Consider the following 26,097-nt stretch of genomic DNA (forward strand, 5'->3'; position numbering starts at 1 on the left):
CAAGGATACGGCGGCAAGACGTCGCTCAGGAGGTCGATTCGGTGGCGGCGTCCAGCGCCTCGGACAACTGGAGCCATTCCGCCTCGAGCACGCCGATCTCCGCGGCGAGGCGGGCATGGCGCGCGGTGAGTTCCGCCACCTTTCCAGCATCATCGCCGGCATACAGCGCGGGGGCCGCCAGTTCCGCCTCGAGCGCCGCGCGTGCGTCGAGCAGTTTTTCCAGCGACACCTCGAGTTGTTCCAGCCGTCGTTGCCGTCGGGATTCTTCGCGCGCCACTTCCCGGGCTCGTGCGTTCTCCTTGCGACGGTTCTTGGCTGCCGTGGGCGCTTTATCCTGCCCCTCGGCCTTGGCGCCGGCACCCGACAGACGCGTCCTGAGCCAGGCCGCGTAGCCGTCCAGGTCGCCGTCGAAGCGTTCCACACCGCCGTCGGCAACCCGCCAGAAGCTGTCGCACACCAGGCCGATCAGGTGGCGGTCGTGCGACACCAGGACGATGGCGCCGTCGTAATCCGCCAGGGCTTCGGCAAGCGCCTCGCGCATGTCCAGGTCCAGGTGATTCGTGGGCTCATCGAGCAGCAACACGTTCGGCTTGCGCCAGGCCAGCAGGGCGAGCGCAAGACGGGCGCGCTCTCCGCCGGAAAAATGATCCACCACCTCGAAGGCACGATCACCCGAGAAATACCAGCGCCCGAGAAAATTGCGCATCTCCTGCGGCGTGGCTCGCGGGGCGACCTCGCGCAGGTGATCGATCGGGCTGGCCCCGGCCTTGAGGCTTTCCACGGTGTGCTGGGCGAAGTAACCGATCCGCACGTCCCCGTGCACCCGGCACTCGCCGGACAGGGGAGGGAGTTCGCCCACGAGCGTCTTCACCAGGGTGGACTTGCCGGCCCCGTTCGGCCCGAGGAGGGCGATCCGGTCGCCGGCCTCCAGGGCGAAGCCGACGTCATGCAGGACTTCCACGGCACCTTCGGGCGCATGGTCTTCAGGCAGGTGCTCATGCGATTCCTGTACCGTGGCGGCCCGATAACCGGCGGTCACGTTGTCCAGGGTGATCAGCGAAAAAGGCAGTCGCGCGGGTTGCTCGAAAGCGATCCGCAGCGCCCGCTCGGCACGCACGGCCTCGGTGCCGGCGAGCTTCTCGAGCCGCTTGATGCGTGATTGCGCCTGGGTGGCTTTCGTCGCCTTCGCGCGGAAGCGGTCGATGAATCGTTGCAGGTGCTCGCGCTCGGCCTGCTCCTTTTCGAAGGCGATGCTCTGCTGGCGGAGGTGCTCCTCGCGTTGTCGCTCGAAGGAGGTGTAATCGCCGACGTAGAGTTTCGCCTGGCCTTCGTGCAGGTGCAGGATATGGGTGCAGACGCCGTCCAGGAACTCGCGGTCGTGCGAAATCAGCAACAGCGTGCCGGCGTATTTCAGCAGCCACTGCTCGAGCCACAACACGGCGTCCAGGTCCAGGTGGTTGGTCGGCTCGTCGAGCAGCAGCAGTTCCGAAGGCGTCATCAGTGCGCGCGCCAGGTTGAGACGCACCCGCCACCCCCCGGAGAACTCCGCCACGGCGCGGCCGTGCGTGGCGGCAGGAAAACCCAGGCCATGCAGGAGCCGCGCAGCGCGCGCCTCGGCGTCGTAGCCCTGCAACTCGGCGAGATCGTGATGCGCCACGGCCGCGGCCTCGAAATCGCCCGAGCGCATGGCTTCGCGCTCGGCGCTGAAGGCGCTCCACAGCGGCGCATCCCCGCCGATCACGAATTCGACCGCCGGATCCGGCAGGGAAGGCGTCTCCTGGGCCACGCCGGCGATGCGGATCTTCGGCGACAGGCCGATCTCGCCCGCATCAGGTTCGAGTTCACCGTGGATGGCCGCGAACAGGCTGCTCTTGCCGCAGCCGTTTCTTCCGATCACGCCTACGCGCCAGCCCGCATGCAGGCTGAGATCCATCCCCGAGAGCAGCAGCTGCGGGCCGCGACGGAGGGCGAAGTTGGAGAAGCTCAGCATCAGGCCGCGAATTGTAAGGCATAAAAAGGGCCGGGGGAGTTGCCTCCCCCGGCCAGTTCAAGCGCAGCTTGATGCTGCTTGTTGGTTAGTCGTCGTGTCCCGGAACGATGCGGCCTTCGCCATGACACACGGCACAGGACTCAGCGGCTTCTGTCGTGTTCAGATCGAAGTGAGCCTTGGCAGCCGGCGTGTTGTGGCAACCGTAGCAGGACGCCGCCGTCGGCGCCATGCGACCGGTCAGACCCGGATTGTGCGGGGCAGCTTCCGTCGCACCCGGGAAGCCGTCAACCACGCTCCAGAGCGCCTCGTCGACGATCGGCAGCTTGTAGGTGTCGGGCAGATGGCAGGTTTCGCAGTCCGCCAGCGCCGCCGGATAGCCGATGTCGCTGAAGTCGTACGGGCCCTGGCCGCGGCCGCCCTCGACCGTGCCGCGAATGAAGGAGAAGGGCACGGTGCGAATCGGATCGCCACCCACCGGCTTGCCGGCGTGCAGACCGTGAATCAGGTCCTTCATGTTCTGCGGCTTCTCGCCGTCGATATCCATGCCCGCGCCGTTCACACCATCGGGAATAATCCCCGAGAAGATGTTGCTGCTGGACATTTCCGGGTTGTGACAGGCTGCACACCAGTCCGGACCATTGACACGCGAACCGCCATGGAAGCCCAGCGTCTCGTGGCAGGCCAGGCAGTTCTCCTCACTGACCACCGTGCGACGCGGCTCGCTGGCGAACCCGATCACGGCAGACGTGTCGATGCTGGTGTCCTGGCTCTGCGGACGACCCTCGATACCGAAGGCCATCAGCGTCGAATCCGGCGGGAAGGCGAACGGCGCGGTCGGGTCGATGCCTGCGACCGTCGTGAATGCACCGTCCGCCGCCGGCGTCAGGCTGTCCACGAAGTCGGAGAGATTGCCGATGCTCTGGGGCTGATCCCAGGAACGCACGCCGAGCGACACGTCGAGATTCCACCACAGGCGACCACCGCCCGGCGCGACGGGAAGGTCGTTCACCAGGTTGTTGTAGTCCTGCGGTGCACCCTCGAACGGACCCGCAGCGGCGCCGCCCGGATGGGCCACGCTCCACGCGGTGTAGAAGCGCATGTTGCCGAGACCGATACCGGCCGGCAGGTTCTGCACGTCCACCGGCTCACCATCGGCCAGCAGGCGGAAGGTGACGATCGGCTGGTTGGCGTCATTGACCGTGACCGAGTCGATCTCGTACTCGAACTGCACGAAACCGTCAGGCTGCAGCGGGTTGTTCGGCGTGGACGAGTTGCTGATATGGAACTTGTCAACACTGGCAAACGCGCCCTCGCCATGGCAGACGAGGCAAGCCGCCGTTTCGCTTCCCGCACTGAAGTGCGAGTCGTAGTCGAATTCGTCCGTTTCCACATGGCAGGTGCCGCAGGCATCCGCGCTCGGACGTGTCTGGAACGCCACGGCGTCCTCTGCACTGCGTCCTTCGGGCTTCGGCATGCGGTTGTTGTCATGGCAGGTCAGGCAGTTCGCCACCGACTGCGGGTAATGGACCGTGGAATAGTCCTTGCCCCTGAGCTGATAGCCATTGCCGTCCACGTGAATCTTGTGGGTCATGGTGGTCATGTCGATGGGCGCCCACTCCGTGTCGCTGGAGTCAAGCGAACTGAACGTGCCCGGGTTATGACAGGTCACGCAGTTTTCCATCGTGTACCGGCGGTTGCTATGGACGTTCGGGAAGTACAAGTCCGCCCGGTCCGCTGAGTTGCCGTGACAGGCGCCGCAGGACTCCGTCGTCGCGACCAGATTACTGGTCGGCGGCAACAACGTCGGCAGGTCGGCCGGCACGAAGTCGATGTTCGCATTGTAGCGCTGGCCGGAAGTCCGGCTCACGACGGAAATGCGATGAAGCGCCGCCGGATCATAGGCGAGATCCAGCGTCGGCAGGATGGCCAGCGCCGCCGGCGAGTCCAGCACGCCGCTATCGCCGACACCCGCTTCGTCACCCGACACCGGCTCATCGCCGCTGCCGTAATAGATGAAGTCCGCCGCAGCATCGATATCGGTGACGAACGTGTACTGGTACACGCCCGGCTCGATCTCGGTCGCCGGGTTGCGTTCACCGGCGGCACGCAGCACGGCCGCACCAACGTCCCTCTCGCGCGAACGATTGATGTAGCTCTGCCACTGCGGATAGTCGCCCGCGTCGCTCACCTTGGCGATGGTGAACTCCCAGCGCTCGAGCCCGGTGACCGGCGTACCGGCACTGTCCTGGACTTCGAACGTCACAGTGACGATCGCGCTCGCAGAAGTGTCGATCTCGACACTGGTGATGCCGCCGGTCAGGGTGCCTTCACCCGGCTCCACGACGCCCGCGCCCGGAGGGCCTTCAGGTCCCGGGGGGCCTTCAGGGCCCGGAGGCCCGGCAGGACCCGCAGGGCCAGTGGGGCCCGGATCGCCGTCGTCGCCTTCGCAACCGGCAAGGGCCAGCGCAGCGACGCAAGTCGCCGTGGCCAGCAGTTTCGTCCAATTTTTCATGACTCCCTCCAGAGCACGCATATCAGTCAATCCCTAGAAAACCGATCAGCCCAGGTGCCACCCGTCCTTTGAGATGGAACCAACGCCTGACATGCAAGGAGCCTAGACGCTCGGAAAAGGGTCTGCCATTAGGTATCTTACCGATATCGATACGAAAGAGACGTATTAACAGGCGTTAGCTGGACGCGTTCTAATGCCTGCTTTCCGCCATGGATCCCGGCATCACTGCAACCCGATCGTGACGGCAATCACGAGCGCGATGCTACCCGCGACGAACAGCTTCAACAGCAGCGGCCAGACGAAACGCAGCCAGCGATCGTAGGGGATCCCCGCCAGCCCGAGAATGCCCATGAGCACCGGATTGGTCGGGACGATCATGTTGGCGAAGCCGTCGCCGAACTGGAAGGCGAGGACGGCCGTCTGCCGGGTGACGCCGACCAGGTCACCGATCGGCGCCATCAGCGGCATGGTCACGTAGGCCTGGCCCGAACCCGATGGAATGAACAGGTTGATGACCGTCTGGATCGCGAGCATGCCGATGGCGGCGAACTCGGCGCCCATCATCTGCAGCGGGCTCGCCAGGCTGTTGACGATGGTATGCAACACCTGGCCGTCCTCGAGCAGCAGCGCGATCGAACGGGCGAAGCCGATGAGCAAAGCCGTGCCGGCCAGCTCCGCTGCGCCCTCGGCAAAGCGCCGCGCGGTGCCGTCCGCGCCGAGGCCGCCCGCCAGCCCCGCGACGATCGCGAGTGCCAGGAAAATTGCGCCCAGCTCGGCGATGTACCATTTCGGGAACACGATGCCGTAGACCATGGCGCCGAGGGCGATGAGCGTCAGGACACCGACGATCCGCTGGCGCGTATCCATGCCGGCGGGCAACTCGGTCGGGGCATGTTGCGCCGCTGGAATATCGTGCACCAGGCTGGCCGTAGGATCCGCCTGCACGCGCCGGGCGTAACGCCAGACATGATGGATGCCGATGGCGAGAAACGGCACGAACAGCGCCAGCCGGAAGCCGAGGCCAGACGCCGGCGGCACCTCGGCCACGGACTGGGCCACGAGTACCGTGAACGGATTCAGGGCGGCGACGCCGTAGCCGATGCCGTAGCCACACACCATGATGCCGATCGCCGTGACCGTGTCCATGCGCATGGCCACGCACAACGCGATCAGCACGAGAGTCAGCGGAATGTACTCCTCGGCCACGCCCAGCGTCGCCGAGCCGGCGGCGAACACGCCCATGCCCGACACGATCAGCAGCCCGGGGCTGTGCCCAACGCGCCGCAGCACGGCGCCGAGAAACGCGTCGATCGTCCCGGTCGCGCGCAGGACCCGGATTGCGCCACCTACGATCAGGACGAAGAAGATGATGTCCTGCGCGTCGGCCAGCGCGCGGGGGACGACGGTGATGAGGTCCCACGGCATCAGCGTGGGCGCGTCCTCGATGACGGCGAAGGTGCCGGGGACGACGACTTCGCGCCCCGCTTCATTGACGACCGTCTGGAACGCGCCCTGGGGCAACAGCCAGGTCGCCACCAGCGCGAGGACCATCATGCCGAACAGCAGCACGAGCGTATCGGGAACCTTCAGGGTGCGCGACATGTTGACGAGGCTCCTGCGTCGGTTCAAAGACAGCGGATGCTGCCTCAAGCGAGGCCACGGGGCAATTCGTCACCTCTACCGGCCCGTATCGTGTTTCAGGCGGCTATACTGCCGCCTTCGCGAACAGGAGGCAGCCGAATGGCCCGACAAGAACCCGCCGCAGAAACCTCGAGCCCGAGCCCGCTTATTGCAAGAATCCTCGACTGGATCGAACGGGTGGGGAATAAACTGCCGGATCCCGCGGTCCTCTTTCTGCTCGCCCTGATCATCACCTGGGTGGTCTCGGCGCTGCTCGCCCCCATCGACTTCTCCGCCATCGACCCGCGCACCGGCGACCCGGTGGTGATCAAGAACCTGCTGTCGGGCACCGAGTTCACCAGCTTCCTGTCGCAGATGGTGCAGGTGTTCGTCAATTTCGCCCCCCTCGGCGTCGTGCTGGTCGCAATGCTGGGGATCGGCGTGGCGGAGCACACCGGCTTCATCAACGCCGGCCTGCGGGCGTTGCTGGGCTTCACCAAGCGCAGTCTGCTCACGCCGATGGTCATCACCGTCGGCATCGTGAGCCACACGGCCGTCGATGCGGGTTACGTGCTGGTGGTTCCGCTGGGTGGCGTCATCTTCTATGCGGCGGGACGTCATCCGCTGGCGGGCATCGCGGCTGCCTTCGCCGGTGTCTCCGGCGGCTTTTCGGCCAACTTCGTCCCTTCGAGCATCGACCCGATGCTCGCGGGCATCACGCAGGCCGGCGTGCAGGTGCTCGACACCGCATTGCTCATCAACCCGCTCAACAACTATTTCTTCACGGCGAGCTCGTCGCTGCTGATCATCCTGCTGGGCTGGTTCCTGACGGACAAGATCGTCGAGCCCCGGCTCAAGGCCACACCGCTCGACGGCGACCTCGAGGACCTGCCTTCCATGGCGGCGCTGGAACCTGCGGAGCGCCGCGCCCTGCGCTGGTCGCTCGTGTCCATGGTCTTGGCCCTCGTCGTGCTGACGCTGACGGCCATCCCGGGCGGCTCGCCCTGGCGCGACCCGCTGGGCGAACTGGCCAGCCCCACGGCGCCGCTGATGCGCTCCATCGTCCCGCTGATTTTCCTGCTGTTCATCATTCCCGGCATCGTGTACGGCTACGCCGCGGGCACGGTGAAGACGCATCGCGACATCATCGAGGGCATGTCCAAGGCGATGAGCGGCATGGGCTACTACATCGTCATGGCTTTTTTCGCGGCGCAGTTCATCTTCGCCTTCGCGCAATCGAACCTGGGCGCGCTGATTGCCATCGAGGGCGCCAACTTCCTGCGCGAGCTGGGGATGCCCGCCCAGGTGACACTCATCGGCATCGTATTCGTGACGGGCCTGGTCAACCTCCTGGTCGGCTCGGCCTCGGCCAAGTGGGCCCTGCTGGCGCCGATCCTCGTGCCGATGCTGATGAGCCTGGGCATTTCGCCCGACCTGACCCAGGCGGCTTACCGGGTCGGTGACTCGACTACCAATATCATCACGCCGCTGATGCCCTATTTCCCGTTGATCGTGGTGTTCTGCAAGCGCTACGTCAGCAACGCAGGCATCGGCACGCTCGTGGCGATGATGTTGCCGTATTCCGTGGTGTTCCTGGTCGGCTGGTCGGCTTTCCTGCTGCTCTACTGGGCGATCGGGCTGCCGCTGGGCCTGCAGTCGAGTTATGTCTACCCGTAGGGGAGCGCGGCTGGTTCAGTCCGTCATGGCGGCGCGCAGGCAGCGCCCGGCGAGCGTCTGGCGGGCTTCGGGCGCGCCAGGCGGCTTTCCTGCCGAAGCTTCCAGCTGGCGGATGACGGTTTCCAGCCCCTCGCGGCGGATCGGATCCGCATAGGCGTCACGCAGGCTCAGCACATAGGACTGGTCTTCCCAACGCGCATCGTAGATGCGCCACTGGCCGTTGTTGCGCCGTGCCTGGAGGAACACCGACACCGGTTCCGGGAGCCCGGTGCGGATCCTGAGTTCGACTTCCGCCAGGGTCTCGTCGCCGCCGGGGCGGCCGCCTGCGCCGGGCCGTGGGACCTGGACGTTGTCCCGTGTGAGCAGCAGCAGACCCGACGCGTAGCGGTTCACCAGCGTGCCGTACAGCGCATCGGCGAAACGCCGCCGTTGTTCCGGGGAGGCTTCCCGCCAGTGGCGCCCGAGCACCCGGCGCGTCGCGAACAGCACATCGGCCCTGGGCCGCAGGCGCTGTTCGATGAGGCCCCGGACGGCGACCGGGTCCGCGGCCAGCTGGAGCCGGCAGGCCGACACCAGTTCAGCCAGCTCCGCCACGGTCGAGCGGACCACTTCGTCCGGCGCAGAAACGGGTTCCGCCGATCCGCTGGACGCGAGGAAAAACAGGCAGAATATGGCTGGCCAGCGCATGGCCACAACCTTAGCATCGGTCAAGGCGCGCTGCGTCGGGCCGGGTGGTCCGGCCGGCGCTGCTTGCCGCCTGGATCGGACCGTCTGCTATGCTCCGGCGCCAACCGTACACCGTCCCGGAACCGTAAAGAACTGCAGGATACGCAGCCAGTGAATATCCCCGAAAGCACATTGCCCGCGCCGCTGGGTTTCGACGACACGAGCCTGCGGGACGATACCCTCCGGAAGCTGCTCTACGGGGTCGGCAAGGATATCGACAACGCCACCCTGCACGATCTCTACAGCGCCGTTGCAATGACCATCCGCGAGCGGCTGGTCGGGCGCTGGCACGAGACCCAGCGGCGCATCCGCGCGCAGCAGCCGAGGAAAGTGTATTACCTGTCGCTGGAATTCCTCATGGGCCGGACCCTGCTCAACGCCGCGATCAATCTCGAGCTCGAGGACAGCGCGCGGTCGTTGCTGGAAGAGATCGGCGTGCGGCTCGAGCGCCTGGTGGAAGAAGAGCAGGATGCCGGCCTGGGGAACGGCGGCCTCGGCCGCCTTGCCGCCTGTTTTCTGGATTCGATGGCGACCCTGGACCTGGCCGGCTTCGGCTACGGGATCCGCTACGACTATGGCCTCTTCGAACAGCAGATCGGCCCTGAGGGCGAGCAGATCGAACGTCCCAACACCTGGTTGCGCCTCAGGAACCTGTGGGAGATCCAGCGCGAGGACGTGCGTTACGAGGTGCGCATCGGGGGCCAGTGCCGGACCGTCCAGGATGCGGACGGCCAGGTGCGCGTCGAATGGCATGGCGGGCAATGCGTCGAGGCCGTGGCCTACGACACGCCGGTGCCGGGCAATAACGGGCGCACGGTCAATCACCTGCGCCTGTGGGGCGCGCGTTACGCTCCGGCCATCGACCTCGACCTGTTCAACGCGGGGCAGTACGACGCGGCGGTCCGGCCGAAGAACGAAGCGGAGAACATTTCCCGTGTCCTTTACCCGGACGATTCGACGGAGGAGGGCAAGGAACTGCGCATCAAGCAGGAATACTTCTTCGTCTCAGCGAGCCTGCAGGACATCCTGCGGGAGCACGTCGCGGCGCGGCTCGAACTGGAAGAGCTGCCGGCCCATGTCGCCATACAGCTCAACGACACGCACCCGGCGCTGGCCGTCCCCGAGCTCATGCGATTGTTGATCGACATCCACGGCATGGACTGGGACACCGCGTGGCGCGTTTGCTGCGGGGTATTCAGCTATACCAATCACACCCTGTTACCGGAGGCCCTGGAGACCTGGCCGGTGCGCATGCTCGAGAAGATCGTCCCGCGTCATCTCGAGATCATCTACCGCATCAACCGCGAGTTCCTCGATGCGGTCTGGGAACGCTATCCGGGCGATCATGATCGCCGCCGGCGCATGTCGATCATCGACGAGTCCGGCCACGACGGCCGCCGGGTGCGCATGGCATGGCTCGCGACGATCGGCTCGCACAAGGTCAACGGGGTGGCCGCGCTGCATTCGGAACTCGTGCGCGAGACGCTGTTCCCGGATTTCGATGCGTACTATCCCGGGCGTTTCGTGAACGTCACCAACGGCGTCACGCCCCGGCGCTGGATGCGCGCGGCCAATCCGCGTCTTGCGGGACTGCTCGACGAGCAGCTCGGCCGGGACTGGACCAACGACCTCGAGCGGCTGCAGGCCCTGGCCCCACTCGCCGATGACAGCGCATTCCGCGAACGTTTCCGTGCCATAAAACAACACAACAAGGACCGGCTGGCCGCTCATATCCGCTCGCAGACGGGTATAGCAGTGCACCCCGGGTCGCTGTTCGATGTGCAGATCAAGCGTATCCACGAATACAAGCGGCAGCTGCTCAACGTGCTGCACGTGATCACGCGCTACAACCGCATCCTCCAGGCGCCGGAGCGCGACTGGCAGCCGCGCACGGTGATTTTCGCCGGCAAGGCGGCCCCCGGCTACACCAAGGCGAAGCGCATCATCCAGCTGATCAACAACGTCGCGGATGTCGTCAATGCCGACACCACGGTCGGTGACCGCCTCAAGGTCGTATTTCTGCCGAACTACAGCGTCTCCGCCGCGGAGATCATCATTCCTGCAGCCGACCTGTCCGAGCAGATCTCCACCGCCGGCATGGAAGCGTCCGGCACGGGGAACATGAAACTCGCGATGAACGGCGCCCTGACGATCGGCACGCTCGACGGCGCGAATATCGAGATCCGCGATGCGGTGGGTGAGGACAATATCTTCATTTTCGGCCTGACGGCCGAGGAGGTCGCCGCGCGCCGGGCGCATGGCTACTATCCCATCGAACTGGCCCGCAGCAATGCGGAGCTCGCGGAGGTGCTGCGCCAGGTCCGGGACGGCTTCTTCTCGCCTGGCGACCTGCGGCGCTTCTCCCCCGTGGTCGATGCCGTCCTCGAGGATGGGGAGCATTTTCTCTGCCTGGCGGATTACGAACACTACGTGGATACCCAGTCGCGTGTCGACGAAGCATACGGCGATACCGTTCAATGGACGCGCATGGCGGTGATCAACACCGTGAGCATGGGCCGCTTCAGCAGCGACCGCGCCATCGCAGAGTACGCCCAACGCATCTGGGCGCTGGAGCCGATCGGATAGGCGATGAGCATAGACGGCGCCGCCCACTGGCTTGATGAGCTGGACTCGGCCCGCTGCGCCGTGCCTTTCGAGTTCCTCGGCCTGCATCCGGCGCCGGGCGGCACCGGCATGGTGCTGCGCGTATGGCGACCGGGCTGCGACTGGATCGAGGTGATCGATCTCGACGCGCGGCGCAACCTCGGGAGAATGATGCGGGTCGGGGACAGCGACTTGTTCCTCTGCCGGCTGTCGCGCCGTCGCCAGGGCTTCAATTACCGTCTTCGACTGGGGCTGGGCAAGCGGGTTGCCGAGGACGACGATCCTTACCAGTTTCGCCGTGCCGTTTTCGCAAACACCCCCGGCGATCGTAACCGCTTGCACCAGTGTTACGGGGCCCACCCGGCAACCCTGGCCGGGGAGGGCGGCCGCCAGGTCGCCGGCGTGCGCTTCATGGTTCACGCGCCGGCCGCACGCAGCGTCAGTGTCGTCGGCGTGTTCAACGGCTGGGACGGGCGGCGCCACCCGATGCATAGTTCCTTCGAAGGTGACTGGCGACTGTTCATTCCCGGTTTGCAGCCAGGCGCGCTCTACAAGTTCGAGATCAAGGGTCCCGATGGTGCGCTCCTGCCGCTCAAAGCCGACCCCTTCGGCCGGTTTCACGAGCAGCCGCCAGGCAACGCCTCGATCGTCTGCGCCCCCTCGAGTTACGCCTGGCGGGATGCCGGGTGGATCGAGACCCGCCGCGCGGACGGCTACCGCAACGACCGCCCTATGGCGATCTACGAGCTGCATGCAGGCTCCTGGCGCCACCGCGACGGACGCCCGCTGAGCTATCGCGAGCTGGCTGACGTGCTCGTGCCATACCTGCAGGACACCGGCTTCAGCCACGTCGAATTCATGCCCCTTGCGGAGCATCCCTTCGCGGCCTCCTGGGGCTACCAGCCCACGGGCCTGTTCGCGGCCAGCAGTCGCTTCGGCCCGCCTGACGATTTCCGCCACCTGGTGGACTGCCTGCACGCCGCCGGGATCGGCGTGATCATGGACTGGGTGCCGGGGCATTTTCCGGCGGATCCGCATGGCCTCGGCCGCTTCGACGGCACTGCACTCTACGAACACGAAGATCCGCGGCGTGGCTGGCACCCCGACTGGAATACCCACATCTACGATTTCGGCAAGTCCTGGGTGCGGGATTTCCTCGTCTCGAGCGCGTTGTGCTGGATCGAGGATTTTCACATCGACGGGCTGCGCGTGGACGCCGTGGCTTCGATGCTCTACCTCGACTATTCGCGCCAGCCTGGCGAATGGCTGCCCAATCGTTTCGGCGGCAACCAGAACCTCGAGGCCATCGATTTCCTCAAGCGCTTCAACGAGACGGTCCACGCGGAGCATCCGGGGGTCATGACGATCGCGGAGGAATCGACCGCCTGGCCGGGCGTCTCGCGCCCGACCTACGACGGCGGACTGGGTTTCGGCTTCAAGTGGAACATGGGCTGGATGCACGACACGCTCGGCTACATGGCGCGCGACCCGGTGCACCGCCGCTTCCATCACGGCGAACTGACGTTCGGTTTCATCTACGCGTGGGACGAAAACTTCGTCCTCCCGCTGTCCCATGACGAGGTGGTCCATGGCAAGGGCTCGCTGCTCGGCAGGATGCCGGGCGACGAGTGGCAGCGGTTCGCCAACCTGCGGCTTTACCTCGCCTTCATGTATGCCCACCCCGGCAAGAAGCTGTTGTTCATGGGGGCGGAACTCGCGCAGGCCAGGGAATGGAATCACGATACCGAGCTGGACTGGGCGCTGCTCGACCAGCCGGGGCATCGTGGCGTGCACGACCTGCTGCGGGACCTGAACAGGCAGTACCGGGCGACCCCGGCCATGTGGGAGGCCGACCACACGCCGGACGGTTTCGAGTGGATCGATTACAGCGACGCCGACCACGGGGTGCTGGCCTTCCTGCGACATGATGCGCGCCGCGACGCGCACCTGCTTTGCGTGCTCAATTTCACCCCGGTCGTGCACCATGACTACCGGCTCGGGGTGCCGCATCGCGGCCGCTACCGCGAGGTCCTCAATACCGATGCCGGGCTCTACGGCGGCAGCAACGTCGGCAACCAGGGCGCGGTCGAAACGAGTCCCCAGCCCAGTCACGGGCGCGGCGCCTCGGTGGTCCTGACCCTGCCGCCGCTCGCGGCGATCTGGCTGATCCCGGAGCCCGGATGAGCGGGGCGGCCATGGCCCTCGGGCGCCCGACGCCGCTCGGCGCACGCTGGACCGGGGACGGGGTGAATTTCGCCGTCTTCTCGGCCCACGCCGAGTCCATCGAGTTATGCCTGTTCGATCCCGCGGGCGCGAGAGAACTGGCCCGGATCGCGCTCCCCGGTCGAAGCGGGGATATCTGGCATGGCTTCCTGCCGGGCGCCGGCCCGGGACTCGTTTACGCCTACCGCGCACACGGCCGGTATGCGCCGCGCCAGGGCCATCGATTCAACAAGCACAAGCTGCTGCTCGATCCCTACGCCCGGGCTCTCGTCGGCGAGCTGCGCTACGGGGACGAGATCTACGGTTTCAGTCGCGGGGGCGCGAAGTCCTGGCGCCAGGACATCAGCGACAGCGCCAGCAGCGTGCCCAAGGCCGTGGTCGTCGATACGCATGCCTTCGACTGGCGCGGCGACCGCCCGCCCCGCACACCGATGGATCGCACGGTCGTCTACGAACTCCATCCGAAGGGTTTCACCCGCCTGCATCCGGACGTGCCGGCTCACCTGCGGGGCACCTATCTCGGCCTCGCACAGCCCGCCGTGCTGGACTACCTTGTGAAACTGGGCGTCACCGCGGTGGAGCTGATGCCGGCACAACAGTTCATCACGGAGCCCTGGCTGCACGAGCGCGGGCTACAGAATTACTGGGGCTACAACACCCTCGCGTTCTTCGCACCCCATGCGGGCTTCGCCCTCGCGGACCCCTTGCGGGAGTTCCGCGAGATGGTGCGCGCGTTACACGGCGCGGGCCTGGAGGTGATCCTCGACGTCGTGTTCAATCACACGGCGGAGGGCGGCGATGGCGGCCCGACGCTGTCCATGCGCGGACTGGACAATCTGAGCTACTACCGCCTCGCGCCCGACGATCTGCGCCGGAACATCAACTGGACCGGTTGCGGCAACACGCTCAACCTGGATCACCCGGAAGTGCTGCGGCTGGTGCTCGACTGCCTGCGCTACTGGGCCGCCGAGATGCACGTCGACGGCTTCCGCTTCGATCTCGCCACGACCCTCGGTCGCGAAGGGCAGGACTTTCACCGGGACGGGCGTTTTTTCAGCGCCATCCACCAGGATCCGGTGCTCAGCAACGTCAAGCTGATCGCCGAACCCTGGGACCTCGGCCCCAACGGCTACCGGCTTGGCAGTTTCCCGCGGGACTGGGCGGAGTGGAACGACCGTTTCCGCAACACGACGCGCGAGTACTGGCGCGGCGACGCGGGGGTCGTGCCCCAGCTGGCGGAAAGGCTGGCGGGCTCCAGCGACCTGTTCGCCGCCGCCGGTCGCGGGCCGCCGGAGAGCGTCAACTATGTCGCCTGCCACGACGGATTCACGCTCCACGACACCGTCAGTTACAGTCGCAAGCACAACCAGGCCAATGGCGAGGAGAACCGCGACGGGGACGACCATGCCGTGTCCTGGAACAGCGGCGCGGAGGGCCATACTGCCGATGCGGAGATCCTGCGGCGCCGGGCGCGACAGCAGCGCAACCTGCTCGCGACGCTGCTGCTGTCGCAGGGCGTGCCGATGCTGCAGGCCGGCGACGAGTTCGCCCGTACGCAGCGTGGCAACAACAATGCCTATTGCCAGGACAACGAGGTGTCCTGGGTCGACTGGCGCCTCCGGGAGAGTCACCGGACGCTGGTGGCCTTCGTCGCGCAGCTGCTCAGGATCCGCGCCGAGAACGCGGTGTTCCGCCGCCAGGGCTTTCTTGCGGGCGTGCGCCGCGAAGCGGGGCGTTTCAAGGATGTTTCCTGGCTGAAAACCGACGGCAGCGAGATCGCCGCCGACGACTGGCGCGACCCGTCGCTCCGGGCGTTCGCCATGCTTCTCGACAGCACGGGGCTGCCTCCCAGCCAGCAGCAGCCGGAGATCGGCGACAGCTTCCTGGTGCTGTTCAACGCCGGGAGCGAGCCGATCGAGTTCACCCTGCCGGCGCCGATCGCCAGCGAGGCCTGGGAAGTGACGCTCGACACGAGCGAGGATGAACTGGCAGTTCCCGCGGCCGGCTATCGCCAGGGGCACGTCTATCGGCTCGCAGGCCAGTCACTCGCTTTGCTGGCCGATCATGGCTGATCGGGCGGCGCTCCTCGAGAGACTGCGGATGCTGCGCGGCATCGGTCGCGCGTTCACTGATTTCCGTGGCCATACACGCCCGCTGTCGGACGAGTCGTTGTGCGGATTGCTCGGCGCTTTCGGCCATGATGCGAACGACACGGATTCATTGGCACGGGATATCGAGTTTCTCGAGGCGCGCGACTGGATTCGAGTCCTCCCGCCGGTGACCGTCCTGCCGAGCGGGGCGCGGGTACCGTTCACGGTGCTCGTGCCTTTGCTGCCGTCGATCCGCTGGTGGATCGAGCTGGAGGACGGCGCGGTACTCGAGGGCGAGATCGACCCGGCCGAGCTGCCGCGGGTCGAGGATCGTCACCTGCGCGGCCTGTGGTATCGCCGCCTCGCACTCGACGTGCCGGCGTTACCTCCCGGTTATCACGATCTGCGCCTGTCCAAGACCGACGGCAGCGCGCTCGGCTCGACCCGCCTCGTGATCACTCCGGGCGGCTGCCATGTGCCGCAGGCCATCCGCGAAGGCGCCCGTGTCTGGGGCCCGGCCCTGCAGCTGTACACCTTGCGCTCCGCGCGGAACTGGGGGATCGGCGACTTCACCGATCTTGCCGGCTTCGCCACCGCGAGCGCTGCGCTGGGGGCCGATGTGCTCGGCCTCAATCCACTGCACGCCCTGTTCCCGGCTGAGCCCGAGCTGTGCGGCCCCTACAGCCCCTCGAGCCGTTACTTCCTGAACGTGATCTATATCGACCCGGAAGCCATACCGGAATTTTTCGCCAGCGATGCAGCGCAACGCCTCGTGGCGACCCCCGAGTTCCAGGCCCGGCTCGCCGCATTGCGCGACACCTCGTGGGTGGACTATCCGGGGGTGACGGCCTGCAAGCTCGAAGTCCTGCGCCAGGTCTACCGGGATTTCGTCCTGCAGGCCGATCGGGAACGCAGACAAGAGTTCCTGCTGTTTAAGAACAAACATGGGCATCTACTTGAAACATATAGCTTGTTTCATGCACTTCAGGATCATTTCGTCGCGGCGGGCACGATGGGGGGCTGGCCGGCCTGGCCCGCGGCCTACCATGATCCCGAGGGCCTCGCGGCGGCAGCGTTCGCTTCGGCCGAAGCCGATGAAGTCGAATTCCACGCATGGCTGCAATGGATCGCCGCCGGCCAGCTCGAGGCCGCAGCGGACGCGGCCCGCGAAGCCGGTATGCGCCTCGGCCTGTATTTCGACCTGGCCGTCGGACCGAACGCGGGTGGGGCCGAAACCTGGGGGCACTCCGACCTGTATGCCCACGGCGCCACCATCGGTGCGCCGCCCGATCCACTGGCGCTGCAAGGCCAGGACTGGGGCATTCCGCCGTTCGATCCGGACACCTTGCGTGAGCAGGCCTACGCGCCCTTTACCCGGCTGTTGCGCGCGAACATGGTGCGGGACGGCGTGTTGCGCATCGATCACGTGATGATGCTGTTCCGCCTCTGGTGGGTGCCGCAGGGCGCATCGTCGGCGCAGGGCGGATACATCCACTACCGGCTGGACGAACTGATGGGCCTGGTGGCGCTCGAGAGCACTCGCCAGCGCTGCCTGGTGATCGGCGAGGACCTCGGCACGGTGCCGCCGGAGGTGCGCGATGCGATGGCGGCTGCGGGGGTGTTCAGCTACCGGGTGCTGCCGTTCGAGCGCGAAGCAGACGGGCACTTCCGTCGGCCCGCGGACTATCCGCGGGCCGCACTGGTGGCCCTCGCGACACACGACCTGCCGCCGCTGGCGAGTTTCTGGTCAGGCAGCGACATCGACCTGCGCGAGCGGCTCGGCCTGTTTCCGGAGCCGGACCAGGCGAGCGAGGAGCGTGGGGCGCGCGAAACGACGCGGGCGAGACTGATGGAGGCACTCCGGCGCGAGGGTATCGAGCCTGCCGGTGACCCGCCACTGGCCGAGTTGCAGCGCTACCTGGGCGCCTCACCTTCCGCCGTGCTCATGCTGCAGCCCGAGGACTGGCTCGAAATGGAATCGCCGGTCAATGTGCCCGGGACCCACCTGGAATATCCGAACTGGCGCCGGAAGCTCGTGGCGGACTGGCCGGAATTCATGACCCGGGATACGGTGCGCCGACTGGCCGCCGGCATCGACCGGGGGCGCGAGCCCGAGGAGGTTTAACTGGCACCCCGGCCCACCGACCTGCTGACGACAGACGTGCTCGCGGCGCTCGATGCGGGCGCCACGATCGTTACCGCAACCCGCCGGCTGGCGCGGACGCTCCAGTTCGAAGTCGCTCGCAATCGCGGCGGCGCCAGCTGGGCGACGCCGGAAATAATGCCCTGGTCCGCCTGGGTCGAGGAGCGCTTCGCAAGCCTGCGCGACTTCGGGGAACTGGACGATCCGCGCCCGGTCCTGGACGAATGGCAGGCCGCCACGCTCTGGGAAGAGGTGTTCTCGAGAGATCCTGTCGCCGACACGCTGCTGATGCCTGGTGGTGCCGTGGAAAGCTTCCGGGAAGCGTGGGCGTTGGCCCTCGACTGGCGGCTTTCATGGCCGGAACTCGCCGCCCGCGGCAGCGAGGACTGCCAGGTCTTCCTGCGCATGGCCCGGGCCTATCGGCGGCGGCTGGATACGCTGAACGTCATCGATCGTGCGCAATTGCCCGATATGCTGGCCGCTTTGCTCACGGCGCAAGGTCCGGCCGTGTTTTTCGCGGGATTCGATACCTTCTCGCCCGCGCAGCAGCAGCTGGTGCAGGCGCTGGGCCCGCGCGCCCGCTCGCTCGGGCCGCCACGTCCGGGATCGACCGCCACGGTGACGTCCTTCGCCGACAGCCGTGCCGAACTCGCGGCCGTCGCAGCCTGGGCACGGGCCCGTCTCGATGCTGAGCCGGAGGCCCGCCTCGGCATCGTCGTGCCCGATCTCGACGCCCAGGCGCCCGTGCTCGAGTACCTGCTGGACCAGGCACTGGTTCCGCCCCGGTTGTGGCCAGGCCAGACCGAGTTGTCCCGGCCGTGGAATCTTTCCCTGGGCCAGCCGCTCGTGGACCTCCCCGTGGTGGCGGCCGCATTCCTGGTCTTCGAATTGCGTGGCGAAGCGATGGATTCGACCGCGGTAAGCCGCTTGCTCCGCTCGCCGTTCCTTGCCGGCGCGACCGCCGAGGCCGCACAGCGGGCCCGGCTTGAGCGGTGGCTGCGCCAGCATGGCGGTGATCGCATCAGTCCGGCCAGGCTGCTCGCCTGGCTGAGCGGCGCGAACGGCGCACCTGCCTGCCCGCAGCTCGCGGCGCGCATGGCCGTTTGTATGGAGGCTTTGCGGACGGGACGCAGTCGCCAGCGCCCGTCGCACTGGTGCGAGGTGTTGACCCGCGTGCTGGAGACCATGGGCTGGCCGGGCGACGGGCCGGTGGACAGCAGCACGTGGCAGACGGTGCAGGCCTGGGTCGAATTGCTGCACGTGTTTTCGCGCCTGGACGCCGTGGCCGTGCCCGCGACGCTGTCCGAGGCACTGGGACGTTTGCGGCGCATCGGAGCGCAACAACGGTTCCAGCCGGAGACACCTGAAGTCCCGGTCCAGGTCCTGGGTTTGCTCGAGACGGCGGGACTGGCCTTCGACGGGCTCTGGGTGACCGGCCTGCACGATGGCGTCCTGCCTGCGCCGCTGCGCCCGCAGCCCATGTTACCGGCGGCGCTGCAACGGGAAAAGGGCATGCCGCGCGCTTGTCCGCAACGCGAACTCGAACTGGCCGACCATCTCGTCACGCGCCTCGCCGGAGCTGCGCCCGAGGTCCGGTTCAGCCATCCGACGTCGCGGCAGGACGAACCCTTGCGGGCCAGCCCGCTGGTCGCCCGGCTCGCCAGAGCGCCCGACTCCGGCGCCTTTGCCGTCGCGGACATCGCCGCCGCGACATTTCATGGGCGGCGGCAGGAACGACTCGTAGACGAGCGGGCCCCGGGCGTAAGCGGCGCCGTGCCCGGCGGCAGCGCGCTGCTGGCCGACCAGTCCGCCTGCCCATTCAAGGCATTCGCCACGCATCGGCTCGACGCCGCACCCATGGAGGCGCCCACCACGGGCGTGGATCCGTCGAGCCGCGGATCTTTCGTCCATCTCGCGCTCAGCTTCCTGTGGGGCGAATTGCGCGACCGTGCGGGCCTCGCGGCGCTGGACGCTGCGAACCGTGCTCGCCTCGTGGAAGAGGCCCTGCGCCGCGCGGCCGCCGAGACGCTCGAGGAGGTGCCGTCAGCGCTGGTCCGGATCGAAGTGCAGGACGCAGCGATCCGCATCGGCCAGCTGCTCGACATCGAGCTGCTGCGTCCTGATTTCAGCGTCGAACACTGCGAGCGACGTATCGACTTCGAGCTCGGCGCATTGCGGCTCGGCGGCCGGGTGGACCGGATCGATCGCGTCGCCGAGGGTGTGGTCGTGCTGGACTACAAGACCGGGGCCGCCAGTGCGGCGAAGTGGCGCGGCGAACGACCGGACGAACCACAGATGCCGTTGTATGCCTTGGCCTGGCGAGAGGAGCTGGCCGGGCTCGCCTACGCCTCGCTCAAGCCGGGCGACGTCGGCCTGTCCGGCGTCGTGCGCTCAGCCGACGTCCTCGGCCGGGCGTTGCCGAACTCCAAGCCCCCCGAGGACTGGGCCGAAGAACTCGACGACTGGCGAAATGTGCTGGAAAACCTCGCAAGTGGCTTCGCCGAGGGCGACGCGCGGGTAGATCCCCTGGATCCGCGGCCACAGGGCACCTGTGAATGGTGCCACCTGGCGACGCTCTGCCGGCGCGATGAATTGCTGCGGATCGGAGCACTCGGCGGAGACGCCTCCGCGGACGCGAGCCGAGACATCGAGACCGGCGCAGACGAGGGCGAGGCATGACTGAGCGCGTTCCAGTCGACCAGCCCGCCCGTGATACGGCGCTGGACCCCGGACGCAGTTTCATCGTCCAGGCGCCGGCCGGTTCCGGCAAGACCGAACTGCTGACGCAACGCTTCCTGCGCCTGCTGGCAGTGGTGGAGCGGCCGGAGGAGATCATCGCCATCACTTTCACCCGCAAGGCCGCGGGCGAGATGCGGCAACGTATCCTCGATGCGCTCGCACTCGGCGCGGCGCCCGACGCACCGGATGAAGCCCATCGCCAAAACACGTGGAGGCTGGCCGGAGCGGCCCTGGCCAATGACCGGGAACGCGGCTGGCAGCTGCTGGAAAACCCCCGCCGCCTGCGGGTCGAAACCATCGACGCCCTGAATGCGTGGCTGGCGCGGCAGTTGCCCCTGGCCTCGAGGCTCGGCGCCCCGCCGGTCATCGCAGACGATACGGCCCCCGTTTACCAGGAGGCGGCGCGAAACACCCTGATGGCGGCCACTGGCGCTGACGGAGACGCCGCGCATGCGCGGGCGTTGCTGGCGCACATGGGCGGACGCTTTTCGCAGGCACAGGATTTGCTGGTCAGTCTTTTGCGCGGCCGGGATCACTGGCTGCACAAGATCGTGGGGCGCAGGGGCGCGGACGCCGTGGAACTGCGTCGCACGCTCGAAGTCGCGTTGGAGCACTTCGTCGAAGACGAGCTGCGCAGGACCAGCGCAGAGCTGCCCGCGGAGCTTCTGGAAGAACTGGCCGAACTGGCCGCCGGGGCGGCTGCGCGATCGCCGGAGATCGCGTTCCTGGCACCGTGGGTGGGCGGCAACGGCTTCCCGGAACCGGTGGCCGCGGAGCTGCCGCGCTGGCGGGCCCTCGCCAGGCTGCTGCTCACGCAGACAGGCTGGCGCAAGACCGTCAACAAGAACACCGGCTTCCCCCCCGCCGCCAAAACAGACAAGGTGCGCCTCGTAGCCCTGTTGGAGGCTCTCGCAGCCGGCACGGATCCGGACGGGATGAGGCGGGTGCTGAAATTGCCGGTGCCTGCCTACGACGCGACGCGATGGGAGATTCTCGAGCACTTGATCGCGTTGCTGCCGATTGCCGCCGCCCGCCTGGATCTGGCGTTCGCCGCCCGTGGTGAGAGCGACTACGTGGGGATCGCCCGGGCAGCGCTCGACGCCCTCGGCGGCGAGACGCCGACCGACCTCGCACTCGCGCTGGATTGCCGCATCAGCCACCTGCTGGTGGACGAGTTCCAGGACACCTCGCAAGCGCAGATCGAGTTGCTGGAGCGCCTGACGGCCGGCTGGAGCCCGGGAGACGGACGGACCCTGTTCTGCGTCGGGGACCCCATGCAATCGATCTACCGTTTTCGCGAGGCCGATGTGAGCCGGTTCCTGAAGGCCCGGAAGCACGGCATCGGGGATCTTCCGCTGGAACCGTTGCAGCTGCAGGTGAATTTCCGCAGCCAGGCGCGACTGGTGGACTGGGTCTCGAGCCGTTTTCCCGGCATCTTCCCGGCGCGCGAAGATCTCTCCCTGGGTGCGGTGCCGTTCGAACCCTCGGTTCCCTGGCACCCGGCGCTGCCCGGCGAGCCGGTGAGCTGCATGGCAGCGGCGCCCGGCGACCGCCTCGACGAGGCGGGACTCGTCGCGGGCCTCGTCGCTGATATCCGCCGCACGGAACCCCACGCGAGCATCGCCATACTGGTCCGCAGCCGGAACCATCTCAGTGACATCACGCCCGCCCTCAAGGCCGCCGGCGTCCCCGTGCAGGCCATCGAGATCGAGCGCCTCGCTCGCGTTCCCGCGATTCGCGACCTCGAGGCCCTGACCCGGGCGCTGTGCCATCGTGCGGATCGCACGGCGTGGCTCGCGGTGTTGCGCGCGCCGTGGTGCGGCATCGAACTCGCCGACCTGCTGGCCATCGCCGGCAGCCGGGACGAGGACATCTGGGCGCGAGCGAATGACCCCGACGTGACAGCCTTGCTCAGCGCGGACGGCCGACGGCGTGTCGCACGCGTCGTCGCGGCGCTGGCCCCGGCACTGGGAGAACGGGGACGCCGGCCCTTGCGGCGGGTCGTGGAGGGCGCGTGGCTGGCGCTCGGCGGCCCGGCGACGCTGGAGCACGACTCCGAGCTCGCCGATGCGCAGACTTTGCTGGAATTTCTCGACCGACGCTCTCGGCATGGCGACCTCGACGACCCGCCCTCTCTCAACGATCTGCTCAGTGATCTCTATGCCGCCCCGGAATCCGCAGCGACCGACGCCGTGCAGTTGCTCACCATCCACAAGGCGAAGGGGCTGGAATTCGACCATGTCGTGCTGCCCGCGCTCGATCGCCCGAGCGGCCGCAACGAAAAGCGGTTGCTGCGCTGGCTGGAGCAGGTCCGGGAGGAGGGCACCGACCTGATCCTGGCCCCGGTCGAACGATTCGGCGAGGAGAAAGACGACCTGCACGATGCGCTGCGCGCACTCGACGCCCGGCGGGAATTGCTGGAACTCGACCGGGTGCTCTACGTCGCAGCGACCCGCGCACGTTCCCGACTGCACCTGGTCGCCGGGGTCGGGCCCGACCACGAGGAGACCGGTGCGGCGCCGAAGCCACGCAGCGGGACCTTGTTGTCGCGCCTGTGGTCACAGCTCGGCGAAGCTTTTTGCGCGGCCCGGGACGCGCGCGACGCGAAACCGAGCGAGGTCCGCCCCCGCCCCGCAGCGATGCTGCGCCGGCTTGCGTCCGACTGGCGGCCCCCACCCTTGCCGGAAGCGGTTCGGTGGCCTGGCCTGGAGGCCGAGTCGCCGTCCCGGGGGGAACTCCTGGAATACGACTGGGCGGGACGCCAGGCGCGCGCGGTCGGCATCGCCGTGCATCGTCTGCTGCAGGTGATATCCCGCGACGGTCCGGAGGGCTGGGATATCGAACGTCTGCGAAGTGCGCAGCCCCGGCTCAGCGCCGTACTGCGCGAAGCCGGCCTGGGGGAACCGGAACTGGCAGGCGCCCTTGATCAGTCGCTGGACGCCCTGGAAAAAACGCTTGCGGACCCGCGTGGCCGCTGGCTGCTCGATGCCGGGAAGCAACAGGCGGCCAGCGAGCGGCGCATCTCCGGCCACCTCGACGGCCGGATCTTCAATGGCATCGTGGATCGCTGCTTCATCGACGACTCGGGCGTCCTCTGGATCGTCGATTACAAGGCGGGGCGACACACCGGCGGAGCGCTGGAAGCCTTTCTCGACCGGGAGCAGGAGCGATACAGGCCCCAGCTCGAGCGATATGCGCGGCTGCTGGCCGCTGACCACCCGGGTGCCGTCAGGCTGGGACTCTATTTCCCGCAACACAGCGGGTGGCGCGAATGGCCGGCCCCGCAATGACTCCGGGTCTCAGGGCTCGCTGGACAGCACGAGCCGGCGACGCCCGTCGCCGAGGTCCTCGCCGACGAACACCAGCCCCTGGACCAGTTCCGGGGGCGGGTTCTCACCAGGCGCAAGCTCTGCGCTGAAACGCCACTGGTCCCGAGCCGGCAGCTCCACCTGCCCGTCCACCGCCAGCGGTCCCCCGGTGGAAACGATCTCTACCGCCGGCGATCCGGGCTCGTCCGGAAAACTGAAACTGAAAGGGCCCAGCGGCATGATGACTCCGGGCAGTTCGAGCTGGGCGACTGCGGCTCTGCCGGCGATCTGCATCGGCCAGCCGTCGTCGATCACGAGACGCTGCAACGAAATCCTCAACTGTCCCGCGACTCCGGTCGGCAGGAGTGCCGGTACCAGCGTGGCCAGGTCGAGTGCCGCCTCGAGATCGGTGATCCGCTGCCGCCTGCCGTCCGGCGAAAGTGCGACGCGCGCCTCGGCAAACCCGTCGGGCCGCCGCAGCTCGAAATCCCAGGTCGGCCGCAGCACCAGCATTCCGCCGAGACGCGCATCCCAGGACAGGGTGCCGAGCGCTTGCCCCGCAACGGCGAGGTCCGCGGCATGGCCGCGCCAGATCGTCCCGCTGACGCCCCAGGCACGGATCTCGGGCGGGGCGAACCAGCCGAGCGCGACCCGCGCGGGGAAGCTGGCCACCGCGCCCACCAGCAGGGCGACGAGCCCCGCAGCGACGAGCACCGGGCGGCGCGCGGCGAAGCTCATTGCGGCCTCTGCCGGAGCACGAGACCGGCGTTCACGCGACCGGCGGCCGCGGTGCGATCGAAAGTGGCCGACTCGATGGCCAGTCCGGCCGAGGTATCGATGGCTTCCAGCCAGCGTGCCACGGATTCGAACGGTGCGTTTTCCAGGCGGACGCGAATACCATCCTCGCCCACCGGTTGATTGCGTGTCAGGGCATCGCCGAGTCCGGCTGCTCGCGCGCTCCGGTCCACGATCACCACCAGCGACTGTCCGGACAGGTCCGGACCGGCCAGCGGCGCGTCGGCCCGCCCGGCCAGCTCCACGGCGGCCCGGCGCAGGAAGGCGAGGGTATCGCGCTTGGTATCGAGACGTTGCTCGACGGCCGCCGAAGCACCGTAGAGCGGGCTGATCATGAGGCCCCACACCAGCATGATCGCCACGAGCACGCCCCCGATCGAGACGAACATGCGCTCACGCGGCTCCAGGCCGAGGAACCAGTCCTTCATGCCCCTTCTCCCGTCAGCTGGATACGCCCCTCGACGCCCTCGTCACCCTGGTCGGCCTGCTGGATGGTTGCGGTAAAGCGCCCATCCCGCCCCACCGCCTGGCGGATCGCCTCCAGCGAATCGACACTGGGCGCCTGCAGCCGGAGATCGAGCGTCCCGCCGCGGTAGCTGATTGCTTCGAGCCTGACGTCTTGCGCGGCACTTAGTGCGACACCGAGGGCCTCGAGCGCGGTAAGAAAATTCTCGTTTGCGGCGCTGCCGGCACCGTGGAGACCGGCGAGGCGCCGTTCCACCTGGAAACGCGGATCTTCCATGCGCGCGCCCGGCAGCGCCTGCTGGAACGCCGCCGCGATGGCCTCGTCGAGTTGCGCCTCCTGCTGCTGGAGGCGATACAGGGTCAGCGCCTCCTGTCCCAGCAACAGGGCAAGCAGCCCCGCGAAGAGCACTGCGGCCGCCCGCCACGGCTTCCACAAGCGATCGAGCTGCGTGCGCGGCGCAAACTCGCCCTGCAACAAATTGATCGGCTTGCCACTGATCACGCCGGCGGCAAGATGCGGCAGGATACCGTCCGGCAGCATCCTGACCTCCAGGCTCGTGACGTCGGCGCGCAACGCTTCGAGGCGTTCGCCGTACTTCTGGCGGGCGTCGGGCGTCACGTAAACCGCAAGATGCCGCGGTTGCTCCGGCTGGCCGGGAAACTCCGGGCCGTAGCGCAGCGCTTCATCGATCGAGTCGATCTCCAGCACGACAGGCAGGCCGGCGCCGCTGCGGGCCACGCAGTGCCGCATATCCAGCAGCCAGTTGAGGTGATTCGGCGCCGCCGGGCATCCTTCGGCCTCGGAGCACACCAGTTGCGGCTCCAGGCCGGCTTCCGCGAGCACTTCGAGCCATGACTCGAGCTGTTCGCGATCGACCGCCGCCGCCGAAACACTGCCGTCGGCATTCGCGCCGCCCGCGGCGAAATGCAGCGCCTCGATATCCTCGGCAATCTGCTCCTCCAGCGCAAACGGCAGCGCGCGGAGAATCTTCGAGGCACCCCGGACAGGCAAGGAGACGCTGGTCAGGAGCACGTCCACGGCGGGCACGAGCACGATGAGGCGCCGACCCGCTGCTGCGTCTCGGGCGGCTTCGACGGGCCCGCTCGCGGGCGCGCCGATCCGCCGGCCCTGTTCGTCGCAAACGATCCAGGTGCCCGTGCCGTGATCGGCAGGGTCGAGTCTCAGGACAAGGGCTTCGGTCATG

General features: G+C 67.5%; 14 protein-coding genes. 7 read left to right on the forward strand and 7 right to left on the reverse strand.

Annotation, left to right across the window (positions count from 1 at the left end):
* Window positions 1-25 precede the first annotated feature (25 nt).
* From abc-f to G6032_RS09065, 3 genes are all read right to left on the reverse strand, one after another.
* Complete coding sequence (gene abc-f, locus G6032_RS09055; RefSeq protein ID WP_165281813.1) at window positions 26-1,990, reverse strand: ribosomal protection-like ABC-F family protein; 1,965 nt, start codon at window positions 1,988-1,990, stop codon at window positions 26-28.
* Between the two features lie 85 nt (window positions 1,991-2,075).
* Entirely contained in the window at window positions 2,076-4,502 is a 2,427-nt protein-coding gene (locus G6032_RS09060; protein WP_206211902.1) for an OmcA/MtrC family decaheme c-type cytochrome, read from the reverse strand.
* A 222-nt stretch (window positions 4,503-4,724) separates the two neighbouring features.
* Entirely contained in the window at window positions 4,725-6,104 is a 1,380-nt protein-coding gene (locus G6032_RS09065; protein WP_165281815.1) for a TIGR00366 family protein, read from the reverse strand.
* A gap of 138 nt (window positions 6,105-6,242) precedes the next feature.
* Here G6032_RS09065 and G6032_RS09070 point away from each other — a divergent pair, with 138 nt between their 5' ends.
* Window positions 6,243-7,799, forward strand: coding sequence for an AbgT family transporter (locus G6032_RS09070; protein WP_165281816.1), 1,557 nt, complete (start codon window positions 6,243-6,245; stop codon window positions 7,797-7,799).
* A gap of 15 nt (window positions 7,800-7,814) precedes the next feature.
* On the opposite strand, the gene G6032_RS09075 is transcribed toward G6032_RS09070, so the two are convergent.
* Complete coding sequence (locus tag G6032_RS09075) at window positions 7,815-8,486, reverse strand: ABC transporter substrate-binding protein (RefSeq protein WP_165281817.1); 672 nt, start codon at window positions 8,484-8,486, stop codon at window positions 7,815-7,817.
* A 150-nt stretch (window positions 8,487-8,636) separates the two neighbouring features.
* On the opposite strand from G6032_RS09075, the gene G6032_RS09080 reads away from it, so the two are divergent.
* Genes G6032_RS09080 through G6032_RS09105 form a run of 6 tightly spaced genes read left to right on the forward strand, consistent with a single transcriptional unit; the run spans window position 8,637 to window position 23,614 of the window.
* The gene (locus G6032_RS09080) at window positions 8,637-11,111 is read left to right on the forward strand and encodes a glycogen/starch/alpha-glucan phosphorylase (RefSeq protein ID WP_346763783.1); all 2,475 of its coding nucleotides are present in this window, start codon (window positions 8,637-8,639) and stop codon (window positions 11,109-11,111) included.
* 3 nt (window positions 11,112-11,114) lie between these two features.
* On the forward strand, window positions 11,115-13,313 hold the full coding sequence (gene glgB, locus G6032_RS09085) for a 1,4-alpha-glucan branching protein GlgB (protein WP_165281818.1): 2,199 nt from the start codon (window positions 11,115-11,117) through the stop codon (window positions 13,311-13,313).
* Complete coding sequence (gene glgX, locus G6032_RS09090; protein WP_165281819.1) at window positions 13,310-15,424, forward strand: glycogen debranching protein GlgX; 2,115 nt, start codon at window positions 13,310-13,312, stop codon at window positions 15,422-15,424. Before glgB ends, glgX begins: the two co-directional genes overlap by 4 nt.
* Window positions 15,417-17,567 (forward strand): 4-alpha-glucanotransferase, encoded by a 2,151-nt coding sequence (gene malQ, locus G6032_RS09095; RefSeq protein WP_165281820.1) that lies wholly within the window; start codon window positions 15,417-15,419, stop codon window positions 17,565-17,567. Before glgX ends, malQ begins: the two co-directional genes overlap by 8 nt.
* Before the next feature lie 36 nt (window positions 17,568-17,603).
* Window positions 17,604-20,264 carry a PD-(D/E)XK nuclease family protein gene (locus G6032_RS09100; RefSeq protein ID WP_165281821.1) on the forward strand — a complete coding sequence of 887 codons (2,661 nt, stop codon included), beginning with the start codon at window positions 17,604-17,606 and terminating at the stop codon, window positions 20,262-20,264.
* Window positions 20,261-23,614 carry a UvrD-helicase domain-containing protein gene (locus tag G6032_RS09105; protein ID WP_165281822.1) on the forward strand — a complete coding sequence of 1,118 codons (3,354 nt, stop codon included), beginning with the start codon at window positions 20,261-20,263 and terminating at the stop codon, window positions 23,612-23,614. Before G6032_RS09100 ends, G6032_RS09105 begins: the two co-directional genes overlap by 4 nt.
* 9 nt (window positions 23,615-23,623) lie before the next feature.
* Here the strand turns inward: G6032_RS09105 and G6032_RS09110 are convergent, their stop codons facing one another.
* From G6032_RS09110 to gspL, 3 genes are read right to left on the reverse strand one after another with little or no spacing between them, the layout of a single operon-like run.
* Window positions 23,624-24,370, reverse strand: a complete 747-nt coding sequence (locus G6032_RS09110; RefSeq protein WP_165281823.1) for a type II secretion system protein N — start codon at window positions 24,368-24,370, stop codon at window positions 23,624-23,626.
* Window positions 24,367-24,855, reverse strand: a complete 489-nt coding sequence (locus G6032_RS09115) for a type II secretion system protein M (RefSeq protein WP_165281824.1) — start codon at window positions 24,853-24,855, stop codon at window positions 24,367-24,369. Before G6032_RS09115 ends, G6032_RS09110 begins: the two co-directional genes overlap by 4 nt.
* Window positions 24,852-26,096: a type II secretion system protein GspL gene (gspL, locus tag G6032_RS09120; RefSeq protein ID WP_165281825.1), complete on the reverse strand. Its 1,245-nt coding sequence runs from the start codon at window positions 26,094-26,096 to the stop codon at window positions 24,852-24,854. Before gspL ends, G6032_RS09115 begins: the two co-directional genes overlap by 4 nt.
* Between the last annotated feature and the right edge of the window lies 1 nt (window position 26,097).

Source organism: Wenzhouxiangella sp. XN24, assembly GCF_011064545.1.
In the GTDB taxonomy this organism is placed as follows: domain Bacteria; phylum Pseudomonadota; class Gammaproteobacteria; order Steroidobacterales; family XN24; genus XN24.

Excerpts from the sequence above, each read along its gene's own strand:
- abc-f (WP_165281813.1), bottom strand. The coding sequence starts at position 1,990 with ATGCTGAGCTTCTCCAACTTCGCCCTCCGTCGCGGCCCGCAGCTGCTG.
- G6032_RS09060 (WP_206211902.1), bottom strand. The coding sequence starts at position 4,502 with ATGAAAAATTGGACGAAACTGCTGGCCACGGCGACTTGCGTCGCTGCG.
- G6032_RS09065 (WP_165281815.1), bottom strand. The coding sequence starts at position 6,104 with ATGTCGCGCACCCTGAAGGTTCCCGATACGCTCGTGCTGCTGTTCGGC.
- G6032_RS09070 (WP_165281816.1), top strand. The coding sequence starts at position 6,243 with ATGGCCCGACAAGAACCCGCCGCAGAAACCTCGAGCCCGAGCCCGCTT.
- G6032_RS09075 (WP_165281817.1), bottom strand. The coding sequence starts at position 8,486 with ATGCGCTGGCCAGCCATATTCTGCCTGTTTTTCCTCGCGTCCAGCGGA.
- glgB (WP_165281818.1), top strand. The coding sequence starts at position 11,115 with ATGAGCATAGACGGCGCCGCCCACTGGCTTGATGAGCTGGACTCGGCC.
- glgX (WP_165281819.1), top strand. The coding sequence starts at position 13,310 with ATGAGCGGGGCGGCCATGGCCCTCGGGCGCCCGACGCCGCTCGGCGCA.
- malQ (WP_165281820.1), top strand. The coding sequence starts at position 15,417 with ATGGCTGATCGGGCGGCGCTCCTCGAGAGACTGCGGATGCTGCGCGGC.
- G6032_RS09105 (WP_165281822.1), top strand. The coding sequence starts at position 20,261 with ATGACTGAGCGCGTTCCAGTCGACCAGCCCGCCCGTGATACGGCGCTG.
- G6032_RS09110 (WP_165281823.1), bottom strand. The coding sequence starts at position 24,370 with ATGAGCTTCGCCGCGCGCCGCCCGGTGCTCGTCGCTGCGGGGCTCGTC.
- G6032_RS09115 (WP_165281824.1), bottom strand. The coding sequence starts at position 24,855 with ATGAAGGACTGGTTCCTCGGCCTGGAGCCGCGTGAGCGCATGTTCGTC.
- gspL (WP_165281825.1), bottom strand. The coding sequence starts at position 26,096 with ATGACCGAAGCCCTTGTCCTGAGACTCGACCCTGCCGATCACGGCACG.